This window comes from Streptomyces liangshanensis (assembly GCF_011694815.1).
Taxonomy (GTDB): domain Bacteria; phylum Actinomycetota; class Actinomycetes; order Streptomycetales; family Streptomycetaceae; genus Streptomyces; species Streptomyces liangshanensis.
Genome location: NZ_CP050177.1, coordinates 3280568 through 3304949 on the forward strand (window position 1 = coordinate 3280568; position 24382 = coordinate 3304949).

General features: G+C 72.8%; 18 protein-coding genes and 1 riboswitch. Of the genes, 5 read left to right on the top strand and 13 right to left on the bottom strand.

All coding sequences use genetic code 11. The annotated features are described in order from the left end of the window. Window positions 1–35: 35 nt before the first annotated feature. Complete coding sequence (locus tag HA039_RS14115) at window positions 36–719, bottom strand: histidine phosphatase family protein (RefSeq protein WP_167028958.1); 684 nt, start codon at window positions 717–719, stop codon at window positions 36–38. Continuing rightward, window positions 716–2056 (bottom strand): glutamate-1-semialdehyde 2,1-aminomutase, encoded by a 1341-nt coding sequence (gene hemL / locus HA039_RS14120; protein ID WP_167028961.1) that lies wholly within the window; start codon window positions 2054–2056, stop codon window positions 716–718. The genes HA039_RS14115 and hemL overlap by 4 nt, the downstream gene beginning before the upstream one ends. A 402-nt stretch (window positions 2057–2458) precedes the next feature. Here hemL and HA039_RS14125 point away from each other — a divergent pair, with 402 nt between their 5' ends. After that, on the top strand, window positions 2459–3025 hold the full coding sequence (locus HA039_RS14125; protein WP_161308980.1) for a hypothetical protein: 567 nt from the start codon (window positions 2459–2461) through the stop codon (window positions 3023–3025). A 109-nt stretch (window positions 3026–3134) separates the two neighbouring features. On the opposite strand, the gene HA039_RS14130 is transcribed toward HA039_RS14125, so the two are convergent. The 6 genes from HA039_RS14130 to HA039_RS14155 all read right to left on the bottom strand — a co-directional run bounded on the left by HA039_RS14130 (window position 3135) and on the right by HA039_RS14155 (window position 11369). Further along, entirely contained in the window at window positions 3135–4493 is a 1359-nt protein-coding gene (locus HA039_RS14130) for a polysialyltransferase family glycosyltransferase (RefSeq protein ID WP_167028964.1), read from the bottom strand. A 2-nt stretch (window positions 4494–4495) separates the two neighbouring features. Further along, window positions 4496–5464, bottom strand: a complete 969-nt coding sequence (locus tag HA039_RS14135; RefSeq protein ID WP_167028967.1) for a glycosyltransferase family 2 protein — start codon at window positions 5462–5464, stop codon at window positions 4496–4498. 171 nt (window positions 5465–5635) lie between these two features. After that, window positions 5636–6733 carry an acyltransferase gene (locus HA039_RS14140; RefSeq protein ID WP_167028970.1) on the bottom strand — a complete coding sequence of 366 codons (1098 nt, stop codon included), beginning with the start codon at window positions 6731–6733 and terminating at the stop codon, window positions 5636–5638. 80 nt (window positions 6734–6813) lie between these two features. Beyond that, on the bottom strand, window positions 6814–7893 hold the full coding sequence (locus tag HA039_RS14145) for a WxL protein peptidoglycan domain-containing protein (protein WP_167028973.1): 1080 nt from the start codon (window positions 7891–7893) through the stop codon (window positions 6814–6816). A gap of 74 nt (window positions 7894–7967) precedes the next feature. Further along, window positions 7968–9944 (bottom strand): purple acid phosphatase family protein, encoded by a 1977-nt coding sequence (locus HA039_RS14150; RefSeq protein ID WP_167028976.1) that lies wholly within the window; start codon window positions 9942–9944, stop codon window positions 7968–7970. Between the two features lie 216 nt (window positions 9945–10160). After that, window positions 10161–11369, bottom strand: coding sequence for a HupE/UreJ family protein (locus HA039_RS14155; RefSeq protein ID WP_167028979.1), 1209 nt, complete (start codon window positions 11367–11369; stop codon window positions 10161–10163). Window positions 11370–11541: 172 nt separating this feature from the next. Here HA039_RS14155 and HA039_RS14160 point away from each other — a divergent pair, with 172 nt between their 5' ends. Further along, window positions 11542–12219, top strand: a complete 678-nt coding sequence (locus tag HA039_RS14160) for a type 1 periplasmic-binding domain-containing protein (RefSeq protein ID WP_167028982.1) — start codon at window positions 11542–11544, stop codon at window positions 12217–12219. 60 nt (window positions 12220–12279) lie between these two features. On the opposite strand, the gene HA039_RS14165 is transcribed toward HA039_RS14160, so the two are convergent. From HA039_RS14165 to cobN, 5 genes are all read right to left on the bottom strand, one after another. Continuing rightward, complete coding sequence (locus tag HA039_RS14165) at window positions 12280–12855, bottom strand: flavoprotein (protein ID WP_167028985.1); 576 nt, start codon at window positions 12853–12855, stop codon at window positions 12280–12282. Window positions 12856–12874: 19 nt separating this feature from the next. Then, a complete protein-coding gene (locus HA039_RS14170; protein WP_167036742.1) occupies window positions 12875–14014 on the bottom strand; it encodes a hypothetical protein in 1140 nt (379 codons plus the stop codon). Window positions 14015–14126: 112 nt separating this feature from the next. Further along, complete coding sequence (locus tag HA039_RS14175) at window positions 14127–15008, bottom strand: MOSC domain-containing protein (RefSeq protein ID WP_167028988.1); 882 nt, start codon at window positions 15006–15008, stop codon at window positions 14127–14129. Between the two features lie 110 nt (window positions 15009–15118). Further along, window positions 15119–16411 (bottom strand): alkaline phosphatase, encoded by a 1293-nt coding sequence (locus HA039_RS14180; protein ID WP_243869416.1) that lies wholly within the window; start codon window positions 16409–16411, stop codon window positions 15119–15121. A gap of 202 nt (window positions 16412–16613) precedes the next feature. Further along, window positions 16614–20255, bottom strand: coding sequence for a cobaltochelatase subunit CobN (cobN, locus tag HA039_RS14185; RefSeq protein ID WP_167028991.1), 3642 nt, complete (start codon window positions 20253–20255; stop codon window positions 16614–16616). Window positions 20256–20308: 53 nt separating this feature from the next. Further along, a riboswitch (cobalamin riboswitch) is annotated at window positions 20309–20381 on the bottom strand. A 176-nt stretch (window positions 20382–20557) separates the two neighbouring features. Between cobN and HA039_RS14190 the strand changes: the two genes are divergently transcribed. The 3 genes from HA039_RS14190 to HA039_RS14200 all read left to right on the top strand — a co-directional run bounded on the left by HA039_RS14190 (window position 20558) and on the right by HA039_RS14200 (window position 24332). Further along, a complete protein-coding gene (locus tag HA039_RS14190; protein WP_243869418.1) occupies window positions 20558–22114 on the top strand; it encodes a cobalamin biosynthesis protein CobG in 1557 nt (518 codons plus the stop codon). Further along, window positions 22111–22761 (top strand): precorrin-8X methylmutase, encoded by a 651-nt coding sequence (locus HA039_RS14195; protein ID WP_167028997.1) that lies wholly within the window; start codon window positions 22111–22113, stop codon window positions 22759–22761. The genes HA039_RS14190 and HA039_RS14195 overlap by 4 nt, the downstream gene beginning before the upstream one ends. A gap of 77 nt (window positions 22762–22838) precedes the next feature. Continuing rightward, complete coding sequence (locus HA039_RS14200; RefSeq protein ID WP_243870101.1) at window positions 22839–24332, top strand: precorrin-2 C(20)-methyltransferase; 1494 nt, start codon at window positions 22839–22841, stop codon at window positions 24330–24332. The last annotated feature ends 50 nt before the right edge of the window (window positions 24333–24382 follow it).

Below are 24382 nucleotides of genomic sequence, written 5' to 3' on the forward strand. Positions count from 1 at the left end.
GTCATATTTTAGCAAAAGCAGACGCAGGACGAGTCCTAGGCGCCGAAGGCCTTGGACGCGCCCTTGACCGGCTTGGCGCCGGCCAGGAGGTGGGCCGGGACCAGGTCGCGGGCCGGCTCGGAGTAGCCGACCGAGACGATCCGGTCGCCCTGGAAGGTGAAGCTGGTCAGCGAGGCGAGGGTGCACTGCCTGCGGCGCGGGTCGTGCCACAGCCTGCGGCGCTCGACGAAGCTCCGGACGATCCAGATGGGCAGCTGGTGGCTGACACAGACCGCCTCGTGCCCCCGGGCCGCGTCGCGCGCCGCCGTGAGGGCGCCCATCATCCGGACGACCTGGTCGACGTACGGCTCGCCCCAGGACGGCCGGAACGGGTTGGTGAGGTACTTCCAGTTGGCGGGCTGGCGCAGCGCCCCGTCGCCGACGCCGAACGTCTTGCCCTCGAAGACATTCGCCGCCTCGATCAGCCGGTCGTCGGTGTCGAGGGTCAGGCCGTGGCTCTTGGCGACCGGGGCCGCGGTTTCCTGGGCGCGCTCCAGCGGGGACGCCACGACGTGGGTGATGTCCCGGGTGGCGAGGTGCTCGGCGACCCGGTCGGCCATCTGCCGGCCCAGCTCGGAGAGGTGGAAGCCGTCGCGGCGGCCGTAGAGCACGCCGTCAGGGTTGTGGACCTCGCCGTGCCGCATGAGGTGGACGACGGTCAGTTCGCTGCGGTCGCTCATGCGGCGTTCTCCGGATCGGTGGCTTCGGCGGCGGCGCGGGCCGCGGCGGGCAGGGCGGCGGCGACACGCTCGATCGCGCGGTCGTCGTGGGCGGTGGACACGAACCAGGACTCGAAGGACGACGGGGGCAGGTAGACGCCGTCGGCGAGCATCGAGTGGAAGAAGGGGGTGAAGCGGAAGGACTGCTGCCGCTTGGCGGCGTCGTAGTCGTGGATGCCGTGGCCCTCGTCGTCGGTGAAGAAGACGGAGAACATGTTGCTCGCGTTCTGCACCCGGTGGGCGACGCCCTCCTTGTTGAGCGCGTCGGCGACCAGGCCCTGGATCTCGGCGGAGACCCGGTCGACGGTGTCGTACGCCGCGTCGTCCAGCAGCCGCAGCTGCGCGAGTCCGGCGGCGGTGGCGACGGGGTTCCCGGAGAGCGTGCCCGCCTGGTAGACGGGGCCCACGGGGGCGAGGTGGCCCATGATGTCGGCGCGACCGCCGAACGCGGCGGCCGGGAAGCCGCCGCCCATGACCTTGCCGAAGGTCATCAGGTCGGGGGCGACGCCGTCGATGCCGTACCACCCGGCCTTGGACGTACGGAACCCGGTCATCACCTCGTCGGAGATGTAGAGGGCGCCGTCGGCCGCGCAGATCTCCTTGAGCCCGGCGTTGAAGCCGGGGAGCGGCGGGACGACGCCCATGTTGCCGGGCGAGGCCTCGGTGATCACGCAGGCGATCTGCCCGGGGTGCGCGGCGAAGGCCCGGCGTACCGCTTCGAGGTCGTTGTACGGCAGGACGATCGTGTCGCCCGCCTGCGCGCCGGTGACCCCGGGGGTGTCCGGCAGCCCGAGCGTGGCGACCCCCGACCCGGCGGCGGCGAGCAGCGCGTCCACGTGCCCGTGGTAGCAGCCGGCGAACTTCACGATCTTCGCGCGCCCGGTGAAGCCGCGGGCGAGGCGGATCGCGGACATGGTGGCCTCGGTCCCCGACGACACGAGCCTGACCTGCTCGACGGGCGCGACCCGGCCGACGATCTCCTCGGCGAGCGCGACCTCGCCCTCCCCCGGCGTACCGAAGGACGTGCCGCGGGCGACGGCGGCCTGGACCGCCTCGATGACCTCGGGGCGGGCGTGACCGAGGATCATCGGCCCCCAGGAACACACGAGGTCGACGTATTCGCGGCCGTCCGCGTCGGTCAGGTAGGGACCGGTGCCGGACACCATGAACCGGGGCGTGCCGCCCACGGCACGGAAGGCCCGGACGGGAGAATTGACGCCGCCGGGCGTCACGAGGGCCGCGCGGTCGAACAGCGTCTGCGATACCGGGGCGTCGTACGGATAAGGCGGTTGGCTCATGACCTGCGGATCCTCGTGGGAGGTGGGCGGAGGGGCCTCCCCAGCGTAGGGCAGCGCCGTGATCGGGCGGGGCCCCGGGCCGTGACGCCGGCGCCGGACACCTGGCTCCACCTGTACTCCGATTTGTCGGATTTACGCTTTGACTGCCGGGTATATCCTGCGGCTATCCGGACCACGGCGTCGCCGTGCCCCGGGTGCCCCACCTGCGGTGAGGACGGGTAGACGCCCGGATCGTGCCCAAACCGCACGAAAGCGGGGCGTCATGCGGGAAGCTCTCGCAATCCACGGTGTCAGGGGCTCGGACGTTCTTGCGGTCAGGTGTTTCGCCGCACGCGCGTGGGGGAGGTCACTGTCACGATGATCGGGTTGCGCGGCCGGGGCTGCGAGTGGTCGGGTGGAGATATGCATCGCGGTGGCGGACTGGGCGAGGGAACCGACGATCTCGGTCCGGAGCCTGCCCGGCGTGGTAAGCACCGGCGACGTGAGCGCGAGGCGCGCGAGCAGATTCCGGAAAGCAGGAGTGGTGGTCGGGTGGGGGTGACCTACAAATATTTCGGCGCGCCCGACGGAGCCACGGCCGCCCGTGTCCCGATTTCCATGCGCCCCGAGGAATTGGGCGGCGATGAACTCGGCATGGGCGGAATGTTCTCGAAGGTCAAGCCGGAGACGATAGCCGCGATGGTCCTCACGGGCATACAGGGCATGCCCCTGAACAAGGTGCCCCCGCTGGAACTGGTCGTCCTTCACCCCGACTACGCGGTGGTGAAACTCCCCATGACGGTCGTGGACCCGCTCCGCGACATCGGCGAGGAATCGGTGGGCGCGGCGGCTTTCATCTGGTCCACGGTCCCGGACCGCGGCGGCCCGCGCGACGCGTTCAACGTCTACCAACTACTGCACGAATGGCAGGACTTCAGCCACCGCCTCCACGAGGCGGGGCATCAGCCGTATTGCCTGGTGTGGCCCTGAGCGGCATTCGCCGGGCCCCGGGCGCACACCAGGTCTCCCGGCCGGCCGGCGTGGTCGCCGGGCCGGCCTCGGCGTCGGTGCTCTGACGCCGTCGTCCAGGCTGTGACCCTCACGCCCCCGGTCGCTGGGCGCCCAGGCGGCGGCGGGTGGCGCGGACCACGCGGCGCACCGTGGGGTTGGCGCGCAGGCGTTCGGAGGGGTTGCGGGGTTCGCCGCCCGGGAGGCCGAGCGAGGTGAGCCGGCGGCGGCGGAAGTAGTGCTTGGTGTCCGGGCCGAGGTGGGCCCGCAGCCAGGCGACGGTCTCCTCGCGCAGGTCGGGGTACAGCTTCGACTGCATGCAGAAGCCCACGGCCCGTACGAGCGCGGCGAGTTCCCCTGTCGACCCCCACGCGGCGCCGGGCGCGGTGACGTCGGGGACCAGGTGGTCGACGATGGTGAGCGGGACGCGGTTGCTGTTCTGGTACGGCGTCAGCCGGTCGAGCACCAGGCGGGTTCCGGTTCGCGCCACGTCCACGCCGAAGTAGGCGCTCGCGGTGAGCATCGCCGTCGAGAAGCAGCCCACGACGAGGGTCGGCCGGCAGGTCTCGTACAGGGTCTCGGCCAGGAGCGGGCCGTCGAGGACGTGCAGCCGTACCCCCTTGGCCTCCGCCACCTCGTGCAGGACCCGGGAGTACCCGGCCGGGGCCGTGGGGTGGGGCTTGAAGACGACCGAGCGGTGTCCCGCGGCGATCGCGCCCCGCAGCATGGTGACGTGGAGCTGCTCCTCCTCCTCCAGGGTCAGGATGTTGAGCGCGGCGAGGTACTGGCCGAGGAGCACCGCGGTGGGCGGGTCCGCGGCGAGCGCGGTGAGCCGCGGGTCGTCCGCGGCCTCGACGGCGATCTCCTTGAGGACGGCCACGAACGCCTCGTCGGGGACGAGTTCGGGCTGCGCGCCGGTCTCCGACAGCAGCAGCGGCCGCAGTCCGGGGATCAGGTCGAGGTGCAGGACGCGCTGGACGCGGTTGCCGATCGAGCCCGGCAGCCGTTCGCGGGTGGGGCCGTAGCTCATCAGGCCGTCCGCGTACACGTGGACGGCGCTCTCCGCGAAGATCGTGGCGAGCGCCCGCGCCGGGCTGACCTGGATCGACTCCACCGCCAGCTCGACGGGGACGTCACCGATCCCGAGGGCGCGCCGGAACAGGCGCTGCCAGATCACGCTCTCGCTGTCGCGCGGCGCCCACGCGCCGGGGTGGTGCGGGTATATCAGCGCGTTCCAGGAGACGACCTCGTCGAAGCGCGTGAGGATGCGCTCGTACCCGTACATCTCGGAGAGCTGGAGGGCGGTCTCGGGGACCTCGGCGTTGTTGCTGACCAGCAGGATCCGGCGGGTGCCGGTACGGGGTCCGAAGAGCCCCGCGTCCAGGGCGGCGGCGAGTGTCGCGGCGCCGTAGAGGGTGGAGACCTCGAAGATCTGGGCTCGCTCGTCCATGGTTACGCCGCCTTCCCCGCGTCGGAGCGCAGCCGCCGGAGCACGGCGGAGCGCGGAATGTCCATTTCCGAGAGGGTGCGGGCCAGGATCGCCGGAGGCATCCGGCCGAGGGCCGCCACCGAGCTGCGCTTCAACTCCCGTGCGGTCGACGGGTCGTAGCGGTGCACGTTGGCCATGTGGAAGGCGATCATCGCGCAGTACGTCCGCACGATCTTGGGCAGGAAGCGCTCGGCCTCGCGGTCGACCAGGACGTCGTCGAGGATCGCGTCGTGCGCGGGTATGAAGTCCAGCTGGCGTCCGTCGCTGATCTGGGTCAGCGAGGTGGTGACGCCGCGCCGGTAGAAGACGCCGAGCGGACGGGTCACCGCGAAGGACTCGGCCGTCAGGTGCAGGCGCCAGACCCACTCGCGGTCCTCCGCGGTGCGCAGGCTGGTGCTGTAGCGCATGGCGCCGTTCTCGAAGAGCCTGCGGTGGTAGATCCCGGCCCACACGAAGGGGTAGTCGACCATGGTTCTCTCGTGGGCGGGCGCGATCCCGTCGCGCGGGCGCAGCACGGTGTCCCAGGCCTTGGCCGGGGGGCGCCGCACGACGCGCTCCTTCCCGGTCACCTCGATGTGGCCGATGCGGACGAAGTCGCAGCCCAGCCGCTCGATGCTCGCGACCAGCTCGTCGAGGTAGCCCCGCTCGTACCAGTCGTCACCGTCCAGGAACGTCACGTACGTCCCGTCGGAGGCGTCCAGCCCGGCGTTGCGCGCCTGCGCCACGCCCTTGTTCTTCTCCTGCCGGATCACCGTCATGCGGGGAAGCCGCTGCTTCCACTGGTCGAGGATCTCCGGTGTTCCGTCCGTCGAGCAGTCGTCGACGAGGATGAACTCGGTATCCGGCCCCGCGTTGTTGGCGAGAGAGCGCAGCATGTCGTGCGCGTATGCCTGAATATTCCGAAAGGGCACGATTACCGACAGTTTGGGCAACTTAGGTCCAGACGAGGTTGAGGCTACACATGGAAAACCGGCCCTCCGGCTTCCGGTGAGGAAGGAGCGCCACGTACGAGATCAACAAAGGACAAGCATCCTTCGCGAAGGTGAACGGGAGGGGTGCGTCGATCGAACTCTCGTCGTACATAGCCGGGTCCGGCCGCGCCCTCAGCCCAGCCAGCGGCGCAGCCGCAGCCGCTCCCACAGGAGGCTGGCCACGAAGGACAGGCCGACGGTCGCCACCGTCAGCGCGGCGAGCAGGGCCGGGGCGTGCAGCCATCCCGCGCGGGCCGTGACCAGGTGCGGGGCGAGGGCCTGGAGGAAGAACAGGTGGACGAGGTACGCGCCGAAGGCCGCGCCGCCGAGCCGGGTCAGGAGGGGCCGCAGCCGCTCGGGCACGGTGAGCCCGTTGAAGGCCATCAGCAGGGCGCCGACGAGGAGCGCCACGAAGGGGCTCGCGTACGGCGACGGGAAGTGGACGTAGTGCTCCTCGGCGACGACGGCGGCCCAGGCGCAGCCGGCGGCTGCGAGCCAGAGCAGGCGGCGCCGGCGGCCGGTCGTCACGGAGCGCGGCACGGTGAGCAGCAGCGCCCCGGCGACCGCGTACACCACCTGGTAGAGGGTGAAGGTCCAGGTGAAGGAGGGCAGTTGGAGGTCGAGGAGCTTGTTCGCGTCGGTGCGCAGGGTCGGCGCGAGCGCGAGGGCCAGCAGCGCGACGCCAGGGCCCCAGGGCCGCTTGCCCGCCCTGATGAGCACCACGGTCGACAGGAGCAGGATCACCGGCGCGTACGTGTACAGGTACCAGAGGTGGAAGGCGGGCCGTACCGTCCCGAAGAGCGCGTCGAGCGCCAGCGACCGGGTGGGGTCGGGGTTGGTGTCCCGCACCCAGCCCCACAGCAGGTACGCGGCCGTCCACACGGCCATCGGCACCAGGATGCGCGTCAGGCGGGTGCGGACCTGGGCGCCGTCGCGGGGCGGCGCCCCCGAGAGGACCACCCAGCCGGCCATCGCGAAGAACAGGGGGACGGCGCAGCGGCTGAGCCCGTCGGCCACCACCGCCGTCCAGTAGACGGGGGAACCGCCTGCCGGGGACCGGCCCACCGCCGTCATGAGCTCCCCGGCGGCGTGGCACACGATGACGCCGACCGAGGCCAGGACGCGGATCAGGTCGATGTCGTACCGGTGTTCACGCACCCGCGGAACGGCGGGGGTGGTGACCGGCGCGGGGACGGGAGGGGTGGTCGGCAGCAGCCCTGGGTTGTGCATCAGGGCACGATACGGTCGCGCCCGGAAACGGGGAGCCGTCATCGGGTGAACATCTCCCCAACCCCGCGCGTCCCGCCGTCTCACGCCGTCGGGGTGTGCTGGTCCCGCAGTGCCTGGTCCACCGCTTCCCGTACGCGCGCGTCCTCGCGGGCCCTGCGGCGGGCGCGGGTGCGGCGGGACTGGCGGAACGCGACCGCGGCGAGGGCGATCAGGGCCACCGCCAGCAGCAGGAGGGGCCAGGGGACCGCCCAGGCCCGGGTGGTGGCGTGGGTCGGCTTCAGGGTGCTGGTGGAGCCCGACTCGTCGGTGAGTACGGGGGTCAGGGTCACCGTCGCGGTCAGGCGGACCGCCGAGGGCACGTCACGCACCGGGACCTCGACCTTCCAGGTCTCGCCCGGGAGCAGTTGCGGCGGGGCGGCGATCCGTGCGGCGTCCGTACGGAACCAGCCGAACGGGCCCGCGATGGAAACCGCCTGACGGGCCGACAGGATCGCGTTGCCCGTGTTGTGGATCGTGTACGTGACGGTCGCGTCGCCCCGGGTGAAGGGGTTGGCCGGGGTGGTGTGGTCCAGGTGGAGCTTCTCGACCGCGAGTTGAGGCTTGAGCGTGCCACCGACCCTGAGCTTGACGCGGATTCCCAGGCGTCGGTCGACGTTGATGCCCTCGGCATCGTCCGGCTGCTTGAGGGAGGTGAGGATGCCGCCCACGTAGTCGCCGGGCGGGGCGTTCTCGGGAATCGAGGCCGTGAAGGGGAGTTGGGCCGACTTGCCGGGCGGGACGGTGACGGTGGCGCGGGCCGCGTGCACCCAGGCGCCGACGCCGACCGACTTCTTGTCCCGGGTCAGCAGGTCGAGTTGGCCGGTGTCCGTGGTGAACCCGTCGGCCGCGTAGACCGTGAGCGTGAGGGGGGACTTTCCGTGGTTGGCCACGACCATGGCGTCCTTGAGCTGTCCGCCCGGGTTGACGGCGTAGCTGAAGCTGGACCGGTCGTCGCCGTAGCTGTTCGCGGCCGTCCTGACCGTCCAGGTCACGTCGCCGTCGGCCGCCGTCGCGGAGCCCGCGGGCAGGACGGCGAGGACGAGCGCGGTGAGGACGAGGCCCGTGAGCAGGGCGGCGGAGGTGCGGATACGGGTCGCGGTACGGACAACGGGCGCGTGCATCGTGAGGTTCTCCAGGAACGGGAGGCGGGGCAGGCGCCGGAGCGCGCCTGCCCCACCCCTTGGAACGGGTCCGGTCAGCTGCTCAGCGCGGTGATCGTCAGCGTGGCCCGGTAGCCACCCTTCTCGACGCTGTCCGGGATCTTCAGGTCGAGGTCGGCGCCCAGCCTCGCCGTACCCCGCGGGTGGCCCTGCGCCGCCGAGCCGAGGCCGCGCGCGACGGACAGGCCCTTGCCGTGGTCGTCGTACCCGGAAGCCACCGGGTCGCTGGCCTTGGCGCCGGCACCGCCGTCGAGGACCTGCGGCGTCCAACCGAGGTTCGCGCCGGAGAACGTCTTGTCGGCGTCCTTGAAGTCACTCACGCTGGCCGACACCGACCAGGGCGCGAGCGAGCGGCGGCTGTCCGAGACGAGCAGCGGGTTGATCTTGCCGGCCGCCTCGAAGTGGTCGCCGTTGCGCTCCTGCGCGGTGCCGAGGTCCACCAGGCCGTTGTAACCGTCGATCGTCCAGCCGAACTCACCGGGTGCGGCCTTCGGCACGTTGACCTGGAGCGACTGGCTGTCGCCGTGGTACGGGTGCACGCTGACCTTGTCGACCAGCGAGCCGACGGGCTGGGCGGCGTCCGTGTTGTTGCACCAGGAGCCGCGCGTGACCGCCGAGTTCGGCGCCGCGCACGTGCCGCTGCGGACGTTCTCGACGACGAGCTTGTCGTTGCGCACCTGCACCTTGACGTAGGTGCGGACGTGCTCCTGGTTCTGGACCGAGTTGTACCAGTAGCTGTCCGGGTTCAGCGGGTCGGCGCCGTTGCCGGCCCCGCTCGTCCCGCTGCTGTCCGGCTGCGTGATGTCGTAGTACTTCGAGCCCGAGGCCGAGTTGCCCGTGACGTACAGGACACCGCCGGGACCGGGGTACACGTCGGCGGCGCCGGGCTTCTCGGCCGGGTCCGCCTTCTCACCGTTCTTGATCAGGTAGCTGCGGGAGTAGCTGTGGTCGTGACCCTGGAGCACCAGGTCCACGCCGAGCTTGGAGAACGTGGTCGGGAAGTCGACACGCCGCGTCTTGTTGTCGCTGTCCTTGGCGTGGTCGGCCGGCGAGTAGATCGAGTGGTGGTACGTGAGCACCTTCCACTTCGCCTCGGAACCGTGCTTGTTGATGATGTCGGTGACGTACGCGAGGTGCGCCGCGTCACCGCCGCCGCCCTGCGAGGTGGCGTAGCTGTTGCTGTTGAGGTCGATGAACAGCACATCCTTGTAGATGTACCAGTAGTCACCGCCGGACGTGTTGGACGCCGGGTTCCCGTTGGAGTAGTACGGGGCCGAGCGGTCCGTGTTCGGCGTCGAGAAGTGCTGCTCGTACGCCTTGCCGCCGACGTCGTGGTTGCCGATGGTGGCGGCCCACGGGTAGGAGCGGAGCTTGTCGGGCGCCAGGAAGGAGTTCCACTGGGACTCGTTGTTCGCGGTCTCGACCTGGTCACCGCCCGACACCAGGAGTTCGGCGTTCGGGTTCGCCGCCGTGGCGACGTCCACGGTGTCCTGCCAGCCTGCCTGGTCCTGCGCCAGGTCGCCGGAGGAGCCGATCTGCGGGTCGCCGAAGAACAGGAAGTCGTAGTCGCCTTCGAAGTCCTGCGTCTTGAAGGAGTACGCCGCCGACCAGTTGCCCTCGGTGCCGACACGGTACGTGTACGCCGTGTCCTCCTTCAGGCTGGTGATCGTCGCGTGCCGGTTGAACCCGCCGCTGGTGGCGATGTTCGCCGCGCCGGTCGCGTCGAAGGTGGCCGCGCCGGCGGGGAACTCGCCGTTGACGAGCTCCGCGGTCGGGGCGACCTGGAGCTTCTGCGCGGTGTCGGCGGAGGAGTACCACGTCACGGTGCGCTGGGTCTCGTTCGCGCCCACGCCGAGGATGATGCCGGAGAGCGTGGCCGGCTCGGCGGCGGCGACAGGGGACGCCATCCCGCTGCCGAGAGCGACGGTCAAGCCCAGGACCGCCGCGGTGACCCCGGTGGCCACGCGGCGCCGCACAAGCCCGGAGGCCTGTGTCGAGGTGCTCAATTTCATCGGTTATGTGTTCCTTTATGTGCACGGGGGGGTGCATGTAATGACGTTGTTAAGGTCGCCGCACCGGATGAACCGGCCGAGAATGGGATGGTGGAATTGGCTGAACTTCGCCGCTCGTCCGCACAGTTCCCTGACAGCCCACTGCCAGCCCACTGCCAGCTCCCGGCCGGCTCGCTGCCGGTTCCGGCCGTACGGGAACCCCGCCCCGCCCAGGCCTCAGACCCCCAACACCCGCTCCACGCACCAGATCAGGCCCATCGCGGACACCCCCGCCGAGACCGCCCCGGTCACCCACAGCCCCGCCCTCGGCGCCCGGTGGCGCAGCAGGGTCAGCAGGGGGAAGACGGCGGCGATGAGGGTCAGCTGGACGACCTCGATGCCGACGTTGAACACCAGCAGCGACCACAGCAGCGTCCACGACCACGCCTCGTCGATGCCCAGCGCGCCCGCGAACCCCAGCCCGTGCACCAGGCCGAAGCAGAACACCACCCCCAGGCGGGTCCACCCCGCCCGGTCCAGGCTGAAGTGACCGCGCCCCTCCGTCTCCAGGTCGGCGGCGTGCCCGCCCTGCCGCCAGATCCGCCACAGGTACCAGCCCGCGACCACGGCGATCGACAGCGCGATGACGGGCTCCACGACCCGCGCGGGCACGTCGACCAGACCGAGCGCGGCGAGCAGGAACGTCACCGAGTGCGCCAGGGTGAAACTGGTCGCCGCGAGCACGATCTCCCGCAGCCGCCGCGACCCGGCGATGAGCGCCAGCAGGAACAGGATGTGGTCGATGCCGGTCAGCAGGTGCTCGGCGCCGAGGCGGAAGAACTCCCAGAACCGCTCGTACCAGGCCTGCGCCGTCGAGAAGGACGGGTGCGCGGCGTCGAGCGCGGCGCTGCCCGAGCGGCCGTCGAGGTCGTACGTGACGATCGTCTTCGTCCCGGTGACGTACGACTCGGAGTCGGGGAACAGCCCGGCACGCACCTCGTGCGCGTCGCCCCGCTCCTGGCAGGTCCAGTCGAGCAGCAGATCGGTGTACGGCGCGCCCTCGTGCCGGCTCATCGTGAAGGGCCCGACCCGGCTCGGCGTGCACGCGTGGCCCGCCGAGGTGACGGAGAAGCGCCGGGTGACGTACGCGACCGCCGACTTCGCGTGGGCGTTGAGCGCCGCGGCCTGTGCGGCGGTGTCACCGGCGTCGAACGCCGCCGTGCCCGTACGGAAGAGGGAGTCGTCGTGCTCGAAGTCGGCGGTGGAGACGACGAAGAGGTCGTACTCGAGCTTGAGCGTCGTGCGTATGTGACCGTCGTCGCCCGCGGCGACACCGACGTACACGGTCGACGAGAAGCCGTGGGCGGAGGCCGGTTGAGCCGTGCCCAGGAATGCGATCAGCGCCGCGGTGATCCCGATGATGGTGCGGCGCACCCGTCGTGACATGTGACTCCTTCAGGTTGCGTGTGCACGCTCCATGCCGGGGGTGAACACGAACCGGCCCGTCGGCGAACCGTGGAAAAACATGCGTGAGAACGACACCTGGGGAGGAAGGGGACAGCGATTCGGACCGCAGGATGGAGGCGCACCATCCGCCACCACTCGGAGGACGATCCCCTTGCGCCCCCACCTTCGGGCCCTTGCCGCCGGCCTGGCGGCGACCGCCGCGACCGCCGTACTGGCCACCGGATGCGACTCCGGGGACAGTTGGTCGCGGCCGCACCCCGCACCCACGGCCCTCGGGACGCTCGGCCGGGACTTCGTCGCCGCGCCGCCCGCCCCGGAGGCGACCGTCACTCCGCGGCCCGGCTCGTGGAACGGCGTCCACCCCTCGAAGCACTACCGGGTGGTGCTGCTCACCACGGGGGACGACCGGCCGACCAAGGCCCTGGTGAAGGCGGTTCAGGAGTGGGCCGGGGACGAGGACGCCGACCTCAGGACCGTGGTCGCCGACCACCCGTCCGACTACATACCGAGCATCACCCGGGCCATGGACCTGGCCCCGGACCTGATCGTCAGCGCGGGCAACGGCCTCGTCGACCCCCTCGCGACGGTCACCGCCAACCACCTGTCACAGAAGTTCCTCGTCGTCGGCGCGGAGCTGGCCGAACCGACCGGCAACGTCACGGCCGTCGACTGGTCGGGGGCGTCGTTCCGCGGCGAGGGGCTGGGGGCGTCCTCGACGTACGACCCCGCCTCGTTCACCGCGGCGCGCTGCGCGGCGGCGATCCGGGCGGGGGTCGCGGCGGTGCTCAACGACCTGACGGGGATCGTGATCTGGCTGGACGAGCACTGACGAGCGCGCACGGCACTCACGAACGCTGACGAGCACCGAGGCGCGGGCCGCGCGGAGGCGTCAGCCCCGCTCTCCCGCGGCCGGGCCCCGCGCCCCGAACACCGGCGGCTCCAGCAGGTCCAGCGCCTCCTCCCAGCGGAAGGCGTCCTCCGCCCCGCTCGCCCCGGCGGGATGCGGCGCGGGCCCGCCGACCAGCACCCCCATCCCCCGCAGCCGGTCCAGGCTCCGGGCGTACGCCGGGTGGGCGGCCAGATCCGCGTTCAGGTACGGCAGTACGGCCGTCGGCACGCCCGCCCCGTACGCCTCGCACAACGTGCCCAGCGCCAGCGTGTCCGCGACGCCCGCTGCCCACTTGTTGACCGTGTTGAACGTGGCCGGCGCCACCGCGATCGCGTCCGGCGGCGGCAGCGGGCGCGGTTCGCCCGGACGCCGCCACGCCGAGCGCACCGGGAAACCGGTCCGCGCCACGACCGCGTCCGCGTCGAGGAAGCCGAGCCCCTGCGGGCTCGCGATCACCCCGACCGCCCAGCCGCGCGCGTGCGCGGCGCCGATCAACGTACCCACCCCGCCCGCGACGCCCGCCGCGCAGACGACGACGTACAGGAACGGCTTGGGCTTTCCGGACCGAACAGTCATCAACGCTCCGAAGTGTCGGTCATGGCGGGCCCGAGCCGTTCAGCCAGAAGGCACCGTACGCCGCCGCGACCACCGTCATCAGGGTCAGCGTGAGGTACGTGACCCTCGGGCGCGAGCGCGCCAGGACCACCGCCAACGGCAGGAGCAGCGGGAAGGCGGGCAGCAGGAGGCGGGGCTTGGAACCGAAGTAGCCCGACGCCCCCACCGCCAGGAGCGTGACCACCGCGCTGTAGACGAGGAGCGCGGGCGGCTGGAGCTGGCGGGCGCCGATCCAGTGTGGCCAGGCGGCCAGCAGCAGAAGGGCCAGCAGGATCACGGCGGCGAGCGCGGCCGACGGGGTGCCGGTGAGGCCGTCCGCCAGGAAGCGCGCGAACGCCAGGCCGCCGTCGAACCCGTTCCCCCACCCCGCCTGCACGTCCAGGTAGCCGAAGAGGCCGCCCTGCCGGGTGCCCACCCAGAGGATGTACCCCACCGCCCCCAGCGGCGCGAGCACGCAGCCCGCGAGGATCCGCCAGGCGGGCGGCGCGGTCGGCCGGTCGGTCCGCCTCGCCTCTCTCGCGCCGAGTGCCGCCGTGACGATCAGCGCCGCGCTCACCGCGAGACCCACCGGGCGGGTCAGCCCGGCGAGGCACGCGAGCGAACCCGCCACGATCCAGCGGCCGGTGAGCACCGCGTACAGCCCCCACGCGGCGAGCGCCACGAACAGCGACTCGCTGTACGCCATGGACTGGACGACGCCGACGGGCAGCGCCGCCCACAGGCCGACCAGGACCACCCCGGTCCCGCGGTCGTAGCAGTGCGCGGCGACCGCGAAGAGGCCCCAGGCCGCGGCGACCGACGCCAGGGCGCTGATCAGCAGGCCCGCGTCGGCCGGGCTGACGAACAGGACCGCGGAGAGGGCCTTCTCCAGCCAGGGGTAGAGGGGGAAGAAGGCCATGCTCGACAGGTCGCGGCCGTCCGGCGCGTGCAGGGTGTAGCCGTACCCGAGGTCGGCGACCCGTACGTACCAGAGGGAGTCCCAGCGCCGCGAGAGGAGTTCGTGGGCGCTGTGGCCGGCGAGTCGGGACCAGACGACGAGGGTCACGAGGCAGAGGGCGCGGATCGCCACGAACAGCGCGAGCGCGGGGGCCGCGAGGCGTGCGGCGGAGCGGATCCGCAGGAGCGGGGGGTCGCTGAGGTCGTCGCTCGGCGGTCGGACGGAGGTCAGCGGCACGGCGCCATTCTCCCGGAGCAGGGGAGCGGGGGTCCGGGCGGGGCGTGGGCCGGGGTGGTCAGAGCCGCGGCTCGGCCCGCTCCAGGACGTCCACCAGGTCCCCCAGGGCGAGCTTGCCGGGCCGCAGCACCGCGTACTTGGTGCCGAACGCGACCCCGCCCACCGTGGCCCGCCGGTACAGCGCGAGCGTCCGCAGCGGCTCGGGCCCGGCGCGTTCGCCGGTCGGCTGGTCGACCAGGGTGACCGCGCACCGGATGGCGAGCTTGGTGAACCCCAGCTCGGTGTCCCCTATGCCCAGCCGCCGGAACCCGTCCTCGTGGTGCGGGGCGCCGGCGCCGCCCGTGCCGGCCCCGGCTCCCTGCTCGTCGTCGATGACGATGTTCGGGCGGAAGCGGGACATGGCGAGCGGGGCTCCGCCCGCTTCCGCGACGCGCGCGTTGAGCGCGGCGAGCGACGCGCGGGACAGCAGGTGTACGGCCCCGCTGTCGGCGAAGCCGCAGGTCCCGGGGGTGAGCCCGTCGGTCGCCCGGGTGTGGTCGGGCGGGACGCGCACGAGGCGGCTGGGCGCGCCCAGCACGTGGGTGAGCCAGCGGGCGGCCGACTCGCCCTGGTCGACGGCGCGGTAGGGCGTTCCGAACATCTCGACGTCCACGGTCGGGGACGTACGGTCCACGTCGACGCACAGGTCGTCCACGGGCGGGATCCCGGCGCCCTCCGCGTCCCGTACCGCGAGCGTCAGTTGATCGCCGTTCGCGCCGATCCCCGGCCGGATCAGGGCCAGGCGCGGGTCGCGGCGCTGGCTGCGGAACACCCCGTCCCCGTCGACCACCATGAAGCTGCGGTCGTGGGCGAGGCCCGCCTCGGTCATCAGCGCCTCGGTCAGGTCCACACCGGCGCATCCCTTGACGGGATAGGTCGTCAACTCCACCACTCGGGCCACCGGAACAGGCTAGGCCATCGACGGCCGCGGGCCCCGGGAATCGTTCCCCGGGGCCCGCGGTCACACTGCCTCGCCCGTACGTGAGCGGTGCGGCGTACGCCAGCTGTACGTCAGCGGCGCGGCGCCAGCACCTCACGCAGCACGTCGTGCACGTACGTGTTCGGGTGCTTGCCCGAGAAGCGGTCCGAGAGCGGGCCGCTCGCCGTCACCGGCACGTCCACGCTGGTGTGGCCCGACGTCGTCCAGTCGATGGTGAACGTACGGTCGCTGCCGCGGATGCTGAACGGGCCGTCCTCGGCGGAGATCGCGTCGCCGGACTCGTCGGTGGCGTCGTTCTCCTCGACCGAGAGACCGCCGGTCTCGTGGTCGCCGGTCACGACGAGCAGGGTGTCGGGGTGCGTCGCCACGTAGGCGCGGGCGACCGCGACGGCCTTCTCCAGCTGCTGCACGGACTGGAGGACGCGGGCGCCGTTGTTGGCGTGCGCGAACTCGTCGGTGCCCTCCTCCTCGACCATGAGGAAGAAGCCCTTCTTGTTCTTGTCCAGGCTGCCCAGCGCCTTGCTGGTCATGGTGCCGAGGTCCACGACCGGGCTGTAGACGTCGCCCTGGCCCTCGGGGCGCTGCTGGAACAGCTCCTCGTTGGCGAACAGGCCGAGGATCTTGCCGTTCTTGGCCTTCTCCAGCTCCTTCGCGCTGGTGACGTACGAGTAGCCGGCCTTCTTGGCCTTCTGGATCAGGTTGCCCTTGGTGCCCTTGCTCGCCTCGGACGTGTCCTCGGCGGGCTTGTCCTGGAAGGCGCCCGGCGTGCCGGCGGGGAGCCACCAGTCCTCGCCGCCGCCGAGGATGACGTCGGGCTTGCTGACGTCGAGGTACTGGCGGGCGATCTCGTCCTGCTTCGAACGGTCGGCGGAGTTGGCGAAGAACGCCGCCGGCGACGCGTCGGTGACCTGGGCGGTGGTGACCAGGCCGGTGGCCTTGCCGGCCGCCTTGGCCTGCTGGCCGAGGGTCGCCAGCGGGTTGCCGTCCACGTCGACGCTGATCGCGCCGTTGTACGTCTTCTCGCCCGTGGCCCACGCGGTGGCCGCCGCGGCGGAGTCCGTCACCACGGCCTTCGGGTCGCGCGGGGTGGTGGTGAGCTGGCCGGACGCGGTGAGGCGGTCCATGGCCAACTGGCCTTCCAGGCCGGCGAGGTGCAGGCGCCCCGCCTCGCGCATCGAGGCGCCCATGCCGTCACCGTTGATGAAGATGACGTTCTTCGCGGTCGGCGTCTTCGCCTTCGCCGCGGACTGCGGAGCGGCGGCCGACGCCCCCAGCGTCGGGTTGAGCACCATCGTCGCCACGGCGGCGGTCACGGCCGCGGCGACGGGCGCGGCCCATCGCGTACCAAGCACGCGTGTGTTCACAACAGCTCCTCAGGAATCGCACAGCTTTCGCCGAGGAAGCTAAGCGGACGGACCGTCTCCGCAGTGACGGGTAGGTGGCGGCGGGGGAAACACGGGGCGGACGACGCCTGGTCCGTACAGCTACCCGGCCCGCCCGCCCCGCACTTACGTCCCGTACCGGCACACGTCGGCACACAAGGCGCCCGCCGGCGCCCGCCGGCGCTCAGTCCTCGGCGCCGTTGTCCTCCAGGTCGCCCTCGGTCTCCAGGAACACCTGCCGCAGCGCGTCCAGCACCGCCGGGTCGGGCTTCTCCCACATCCCGCGCGACTCGGCCTCCAGCAGCCGTTCGGCGATCCCGTGCAGCGCCCAGGGGTTGGCCTCCTGGAGGAACCGCCGGTTCTCCGGGTCCAGGACGTACGTCTCCGTCAGCTTGTCGTACATCCAGTCGGCGACCACGCCGGTCGTCGCGTCGTACCCGAAGAGGTAGTCGACGGTCGCGGCCAGCTCGAACGCGCCCTTGTAGCCGTGGCGCCGCATCGCCTCGATCCAGCGGGGGTTGACGACCCGGGCGCGGAAGACGCGCGAGGTCTCCTCCAGCAGCGTGCGGGTGCGGACCGTCTCGGGGCGGGTCGAGTCGCCGATGTACGCCTCCGGGGCGGTGCCCCGGAGCGCGCGCACGGTGGCCACCATCCCGCCGTGGTACTGGAAGTAGTCGTCGGAGTCCGCGATGTCGTGCTCGCGGGTGTCGGTGTTCTTCGCGGCCACCGCGATGCGCTTGTACGCGGTCTCCATCTCGCCGCGCGCCGGGCGGCCGTCGAGGTCGCGGCCGTACGCGTACCCGCCCCAGACCGTGTAGACCTCGGCGAGGTCCGCGTCCGTGCGCCAGTCGCGGCTGTCGATGAGCTGGAGGATGCCCGCCCCGTACGTACCGGGCCGGGAGCCGAAGATACGGGTGGTGGCGCGCCGTTCGTCGCCGTGCTCGGCCAGGTCGGCCTGGGCGTGGGCGCGGATGAAGTTGACGTCGGCGGGCTCGTCCAGCGAGGCGGCGAGGCGGACCGCGTCGTCCAGCAGCCCGATGGCGTGCGGGAAGGCGTCGCGGAAGAAGCCGCTGATGCGCAGGGTGACGTCGACGCGGGGGCGGCCCAGCTCGGCGGCGGGTATCGCCTCGATGCCCGTGACGCGCCGGGACGCGTCGTCCCAGACGGGCCGGACGCCGAGCAGCGCGAGCGCCTCCGCGATGTCGTCGCCCGAGGTGCGCATCGCGCTCGTACCCCACAGGGAGAGGCCGACGGAGGTGGGCCACTCGCCGTTGTCCGCGCGGTACCGCTCCAGGAGGGAGTCGGCGAGGGCCTGGCCGGTCTCCCAGGCGAGGCGGGAGGGGACGGCCTTGGGGTCGACGGAGTAGAAGTTGCGGCCGGTCGGCAGGACGTTGACCAGGCCGCGCAGCGGGGACCCGGAGGGTCCCGCCGGGACGAACCCGCCGCTCAGGGCGTGCAGGACGTGGTCGATCTCGTCGGTGGTGCCGGCCAGGCGCGGGACGACCTCGCGGGCGGCGAAGCCGAGGATGTCCGCGACCGCCGGGTCGTGCCCGGCGGCGATACGGGGCGCGGCGGCCGGGTCCCAGTCGGCGTCCTCCATCGCCTGCACCAGGGCGCGGGCCCGCTCCTCGGCCTCGTCGGCGGTGGTGCGGGTGGCGGCGGACTCGTCCAGGCCGAGGGCCTCGCGCAGGCCGGGGAGCGACGACGTGCCGCCCCAGATCTGGCGGGCGCGCAGGATGGCCAGGACCAGGTTGACGCGCGCGGGTCCGGTGGGCGCGCCGCCGAGGACGTGCAGGCCGTCGCGGATCTGCGCGTCCTTGATCTCGCAGAGCCAGCCGTCGAGATGGAGGATGAACTCGTCGAAGCCCTCGTCCTCGGGGCGGTCCGCCACCCCCAGGTCGTGGTCGAGCTTGGCCGCCTGGATCAGCGTCCAGATCTGGGCGCGGATCGCGGGCAGCTTGGCCGGGTCCATGGCGGCGATCGACGCGTGCTCGTCCAGGAGCTGTTCGAGGCGCGCGATGTCCCCGTACGACTCGGCGCGCGCCATCGGCGGCACCAGGTGGTCCACGAGGGTGGCGTGGACGCGGCGCTTGGCCTGCGTGCCCTCGCCGGGGTCGTTGACGAGGAAGGGGTAGATCAGCGGGAGGTCGCCGAGGGCCGCGTCGGGCGCGCAGGAGGCGGACAGCCCCGCGTTCTTCCCGGGCAGCCATTCCAGGTTGCCGTGCTTGCCGAGGTGGATCATGGCGTCGGCGCCGAACCCGCCGTCCTCCTGGGACGCCTGGATCCACCGGTAGGCGGCCAGGTAGTGGTGCGAGGGCGGCAGGTCGGGGTCGTGGTAGATCGCGATGGGATTCTCGCCGAAGCCGCGCGGCGGCTGGATGAGGATGAGCAGGTTCCCGCGCCGCAGGGCGGCGAGGACGATGTCGCCGTCGGGGTCGCCGCCGTGGCCGACACGGCTCTTGTCGAGGAACATCGCGCCGGGCGCCGGGCCCCAGTGCCGCTCGACCGCTTCCCGCAGGTCGGCGGGGAGCTGCCCGAACCAGCGCCGGTAGTCGGCCGCGGGTATCCGGACCGGGTTGCGGGCCAACTGCTCGTCGGTGAGCCACTCCTGGTCGTGGCCGCCGGCCTCGATGAGGGCGTAGATCAGCTCGTCGCCGTCGCCGGACTCCAGCCCGGGCACCTCCTCGTCGCCGAAGTCGTACCCGTCGTCCCGCAGCTCGCGCAGGAGGGCGACGGCGCTGGCGGGGGTGTCGAGCCCGACCGCGTTCCCGATCCGGGAGTGCTTTGTCGGGTAGGCGGAGAGCACCAGGGCGAGGCGCTTGTCCTGGTTCAGGATGTAGCGCAGGCGCCCGTGCCGGACGGCGATCCCGGCGACGCGCGCCGACCGCTCGGGGTCCGCGACGTACGACGGGAGGCCGTCCTCGTCGATCTCCTTGAACGAGAACGGGACCGTGATGAGCCGGCCGTCGAACTCCGGCACCGCGACCTGCGACGCCGCGTCCAGCGGCGACAGCCCCTCGTCGTTCTCCTCCCAGGCGGCGCGGCTGCTGGTGAGGCAGAGGGCCTGGAGGATCGGCACGTCGAGCGCGGCGAGCGCGCCCGCGTCCCACGACTCGTCGTCCCCGCCCGCCGAGGCCTCGGCGGGCCGGGTGCCGCCGGCGGCCAGCACGGTGGTGATGATGGCGTCCATGCCGCTCAGCGCCTGGAGCAACTCGGGCTCGGGGGCGCGCAGGGAGGCGACGAAGATCGGCACGGCCCGGCCGCCCGCCTCCTCGACGGCCTCGCTGAGGGTGTCGATGAACGCGGTGTTGCCGCTGAGGTGGTGGGCGCGGTAGTAGAGCACGCCGATCCGCGGCCGCTGCCCGAGGGCGTCCAGCGTCTCCACCCGGCGGTGGACCCGGCCCCAGGTCGGCGCGGGCTCGGGCGGCTCGAAGCCGTGCCCGGTCAGCAGGACCGTGTCGGAGAGGAACCGCGCCAGCTGGTCGAGGTTGGCGGGACCACCGTGGGCCAGATACGCGTGCGCCTCGGCGGCTATCCCGATGGGGACGGTCGACGCCTCCATCAGCTGTGCGTCGGGGGCCTGTTCGCCGGTGAGCACGACGAGGGGCCGGCCGTGGGCGAGGAGGAGGTCGATCCCCTCCTGCCAGGCGCGCAGCCCGCCGAGGAGCCGAACGACGACGAGGTCGGCGCCGTCGAGGAGCGCGGGCAGGTCGTCCAGCGCGAGCCGGGCCGGATTCGCGTACCGGTACGGGACCGGGCCGGCGGCCGCGTTGGCGGCGCGGGCGCTGAGCAGGTCGGTGTCGGAGGTCGACAGGAGCAGGATCATGCGGCGTCTGGCCTTCCTCGGGGTCCGCGCCCCGGGCGGTGGGAGGACGGCGGGAGTTCCTGACTCACCCGGCTGCTGCCGGGCTCACAGTGGCGGGACCGCGCCGGATTCGCACCGGGCTTCCTCCCCTGACGCCGTCGCTGACGGTGGCGGACCTGGCGGGCCGCCGTCTGCATACGTCTGCATAGTAGGTGGTGCAGGTCACGGGCGGGGAGGGCGCCTGAGCGAGCACCCGGGCGGCCGGGCGCCGACGGACCCCGCGCTCGGGGCCGGCCCCCGGGCACGTGGGTATGCTCGCCGCCATGCCGCCCACCTCGCCAACACCCGTGAACCGGGACGAAGCTCCCGTGCGGGAGCGCGGTGACGCCTGCCCGGGCGCGCTCCGGCTGCACGCCGCCGACGACGGCCGGCTGGCCCGTCTGCGCCTGCCCGCAGGGGTGCTGACGCACCACCAGGCGGGGGTCCTGGAGGCCGCGGCGGAGCGCCTGGGCGACGGGCATCTGGACATCACCTCGCGGGGCAACGTCCAGCTGCGGGGGCTGGGCGAGAGCTGTGGCGGGCAGCTCGCGCGGATGCTGTACGACGCCGGACTGCTGCCGTCCGAGGCGCACGAGCGGATACGGAACATCGTCGCCTCGCCGCTGGCCGGGCTGGACGGCCGTGACCGTGACCGCGACCTGGACCGGGCTCGATCGTCTGCGCACTCTGTGCAGTTGTGGTCGAAGGAACTGGACGAGCTGCTGTGCGCGAGCGCGGCCGCGACAGCCCTCTCCGGGCGCTTTCTCTTCGCGCTGGACGACGGCCGGGGCGATGTGGCCGCCTTGGGTGCGGATGTGACCTTGCTCGCACAACGCTACGACACCGCCACCCTGCTCATCCAGACAAATCCGTCAGGTTGGCGAGTGCCCGCCACCGACGCGGCCCGCGCCGCGCTGGTGGCGGCGGAGGCGTTCCTCACCGTCGCGGCGGCCGGCGGCTCGGGCGCCTGGCGCGTACGGGAACTGCCCGCCGGCCACGGCCTGGACGCGGCGGTGACCGCGCGGCTCGCGGAGGCCGGGATTCCGGCGGACCGCGTCCCGGCGCCCGACCACATCCCGGCGGACCGCGTCCCGGCACCCGACCACATCCCGGCGGCGGACCAGCAGCCCGGGCCGGCGGCCGGCCCCCCGGCCCTGGGAGCGGTCCGCTCCCCCGACGGGACGGTGGCCCTCTCCGTCCAGGCCCCGCTGGGCCGCCTGAGCGTGGCCCAGTGGCGGCTGCTCCGTACAGCGGCGGCAGCGGCGGCGGCGACGGCGGCGGCGGGAGGCAGCGAAACCGGAACGGCGTACGGCACCCTCCGCGTCACCCCCTGGCGCGGCGTGGTCGTGCCCGGCCTCGCCCCGGACACCGCCGGCGACCTGCTCGACCGCCTCCGTACCGCCGGACTGATCACCACCCCCGACTCCCCCTGGCACGGCGTCGGCGCCTGCACCGGCCGCCCCGGCTGCGCCAAGTCCCTCTCCGACGTACGGACGGACGCGACCCAAGTGGCCCAAGGGGCCCAGGTGGCCCAGGTGGCCCGGGCAACCCACGCCCCGCCCCCGCCACCCCCCGGACAGCGCGACCCCGGACCGCACCACCCCCACCTGCCCGTCCACTGGTCCGGCTGCGCCCGCCGCTGCGGCCACCCCCAAGGCACCTCCTGGGTGGACGCCGTCGCGACGGGCGAGGGCACCTACGACGTCACCGTCCGCACCGCCCACCAAGACCCCCGTACGACCGCGACACCCCAAGCCGTACGGGCGGCAGGACCCGCGGCAGGACAAGACCTCGCCGGCGCCGTCGCGGCGGCACGGACGACCCCCACCATGACGAGATGAGCGAGACCCCAGTGTCCACAGCGTTCGACTACGAGAAGGACGGCCCGGCGATATACCGCCAGTCCTTCGCCATGATCCGCGCCGAGGCGGACCTCACCGGGCTGCCCGCCGACGTCTCCCAGGTCGCGGTCCGGATGATCCACGCCTGCGGGATGGTCGACCTCGTGCGCGACCTCGCCTTCACCCCCGGTGTGGTGGCCCGCGCCCGCGAGGCGCTGCGCGCGGGCGCGCCGATCCTGTGCGACGTCGCCATGGTCGCCAGCGGCGTCACCCGGAAGCGGCTGCCCGCGGACAACGAGGTCGTCTGCACCCTGTCCGACCCGTCCGTGCCCGGCCTTGCGGCCGAGTTGGGGACCACCCGCAGCGCCGCCGCGCTGGAGCTGTGGCGGGACCGCATGGAGGGCGCGGTGGTGGCCGTCGGCAACGCCCCGACCGCGCTCTTCCGGCTGCTGGAGATGATCGAGGAGGGCGCGCCGCGCCCGGCCGCCGTCATCGGCGTGCCGGTCGGCTTCGTCGGCGCGGCCGAGTCCAAGGACGCGCTGGCCGCCCATCCCTCCGGGCTGGAACACCTGGTCGTACGGGGCCGGCGCGGCGGCAGTGCGATAGCGGCGGCGGCCGTCAACGCGATCGCGAGCGAGGAAGAGTAGTGAGCGAGAACAGCGCCCCCGGCACGCCCGCCACCGGCAGCCCCGCCGGCAGCCCCGCCGGCAGCCCCGCGAGCGGCATCACCGGCCGCCTCTACGGAGTCGGCCTGGGCCCCGGCGACCCCTCCCTGATGACCGTACGAGCCGTGCGGATCATCGCCGAGGCCGACGTGATCGCCTACCACAGCGCCCGCCACGGCCGGTCCATCGCGCGGTCCATCGCGGCCGAGCACCTGCGCCCCGACCACATCGAGGAACCGCTGGTCTACCCGGTCACCACCGGCACCACCGACCACCCCGGCGGCTACCAGGGCGCCATGGACGACTTCTACGCGGAGTCCGCCGCCCGCCTGGCCGTCCACCTGGACGCCGGGCGGACCGTCGCGGTCCTCGCCGAGGGCGACCCGCTCTTCTACGGCTCGTACATGCACATGCACAAGCGGCTGGCCCACCGGTATCCCACGGAGGTCGTCCCCGGCGTCACCTCGGTCAGCGCCGCCGCGGCCCGCCTCGGCACTCCGCTGGTCGAGGGCGAGGAGGTGCTGACGATCCTGCCGGGCACCCTCCCGGAGGAGGAGCTGACCGCCCGCCTCGCCTCCGCCGACTCCGCCGTCGTGATGAAGCTCGGGCGGACCTTCCCGACCGTGCGGCGGGCCGTCGAACGCTCGGGCCGGCTGGCGGACGCCCGGTACGTCGAGCGCGCCACGATGCCCGGCGAACGCACCGGCGCCCTCGCCGACATCGACCCGGAGTCCGTGCCGTACTTCTCGGTGGCCGTGCTGCCGAGCCGCGTCGACGCGGCCCCCGCGCCCGCCGCCCGCGGCGAGGTCGTGGTGGTCGGGACGGGCCCGGCGGGGCCGCTGTGGCTGACGCCGGAGGCGCGCGGGGAACTGGCCGCCGCCCAGGATCTCGTGGGCTACACCACGTACCTGGACCGCGTTCCGGTACGGCCGGGGCAGCGCCGCCACCCCTCCGACAACAAGGTGGAGTCCGAACGGGCCGAGTTCGCCCTCGACCTGGCGCGGCGCGGCCGCCGCGTGGCGGTGGTGTCGTCGGGCGACCCCGGGGTCTTCGCGATGGCCACGGCCGTACTGGAAGTGGCGTCCAAGGACCCGTACCGGGAGGTGCCCGTACGGGTGCTGCCGGGCCTGACGGCCGCCAACGCCGCCGCGTCCCGCGCGGGCGCCCCGCTGGGCCACGACTACGCCGTGATCTCCCTCTCCGACCGGCTCAAGCCGTGGGAGGTGATCGCGGAGCGGCTGCACGCGGCCGCGGCGGCCGACCTGGTGCTGGCGCTCTACAACCCCGGCTCGCGCAGCCGCACCTGGCAGGTCGGCAAGGCGCGCGAGCTGCTGTTGGAGCACCGCGCCCCGGACACGCCGGTCGTCCTGGGACGCGATGTCGGCGGCCCCGAGGAGAGCGTGCGGATCGTACGCCTGGCCGACCTCGACCCGGCGCAGGTCGACATGCGGACGATCCTGCTGATCGGCTCGACGCAGACGGTGACGGTACGTCGTGGCGAGGGCGACGGCGAACAGATCGTATGGACGCCACGAAGGTACCCGGAGGCCTGAGAGGCCGGGCCCGGCAGGCACGTCAGAGAGCCCGAGCGCCGGCTTGACCC

Excerpts from the sequence above, each read along its gene's own strand:
- HA039_RS14195 (WP_167028997.1), top strand. The coding sequence starts at position 22,111 with ATGAGCGAGACCCCAGTGTCCACAGCGTTCGACTACGAGAAGGACGGC.
- HA039_RS14165 (WP_167028985.1), bottom strand. The coding sequence starts at position 12,855 with ATGACTGTTCGGTCCGGAAAGCCCAAGCCGTTCCTGTACGTCGTCGTC.
- HA039_RS14125 (WP_161308980.1), top strand. The coding sequence starts at position 2,459 with ATGCATCGCGGTGGCGGACTGGGCGAGGGAACCGACGATCTCGGTCCG.
- hemL (WP_167028961.1), bottom strand. The coding sequence starts at position 2,056 with ATGAGCCAACCGCCTTATCCGTACGACGCCCCGGTATCGCAGACGCTG.
- HA039_RS14155 (WP_167028979.1), bottom strand. The coding sequence starts at position 11,369 with ATGTCACGACGGGTGCGCCGCACCATCATCGGGATCACCGCGGCGCTG.
- cobN (WP_167028991.1), bottom strand. The coding sequence starts at position 20,255 with ATGATCCTGCTCCTGTCGACCTCCGACACCGACCTGCTCAGCGCCCGC.
- HA039_RS14140 (WP_167028970.1), bottom strand. The coding sequence starts at position 6,733 with ATGCACAACCCAGGGCTGCTGCCGACCACCCCTCCCGTCCCCGCGCCG.
- HA039_RS14130 (WP_167028964.1), bottom strand. The coding sequence starts at position 4,493 with ATGGACGAGCGAGCCCAGATCTTCGAGGTCTCCACCCTCTACGGCGCC.
- HA039_RS14150 (WP_167028976.1), bottom strand. The coding sequence starts at position 9,944 with ATGAAATTGAGCACCTCGACACAGGCCTCCGGGCTTGTGCGGCGCCGC.
- HA039_RS14190 (WP_243869418.1), top strand. The coding sequence starts at position 20,558 with ATGCCGCCCACCTCGCCAACACCCGTGAACCGGGACGAAGCTCCCGTG.
- HA039_RS14115 (WP_167028958.1), bottom strand. The coding sequence starts at position 719 with ATGAGCGACCGCAGCGAACTGACCGTCGTCCACCTCATGCGGCACGGC.
- HA039_RS14145 (WP_167028973.1), bottom strand. The coding sequence starts at position 7,893 with ATGCACGCGCCCGTTGTCCGTACCGCGACCCGTATCCGCACCTCCGCC.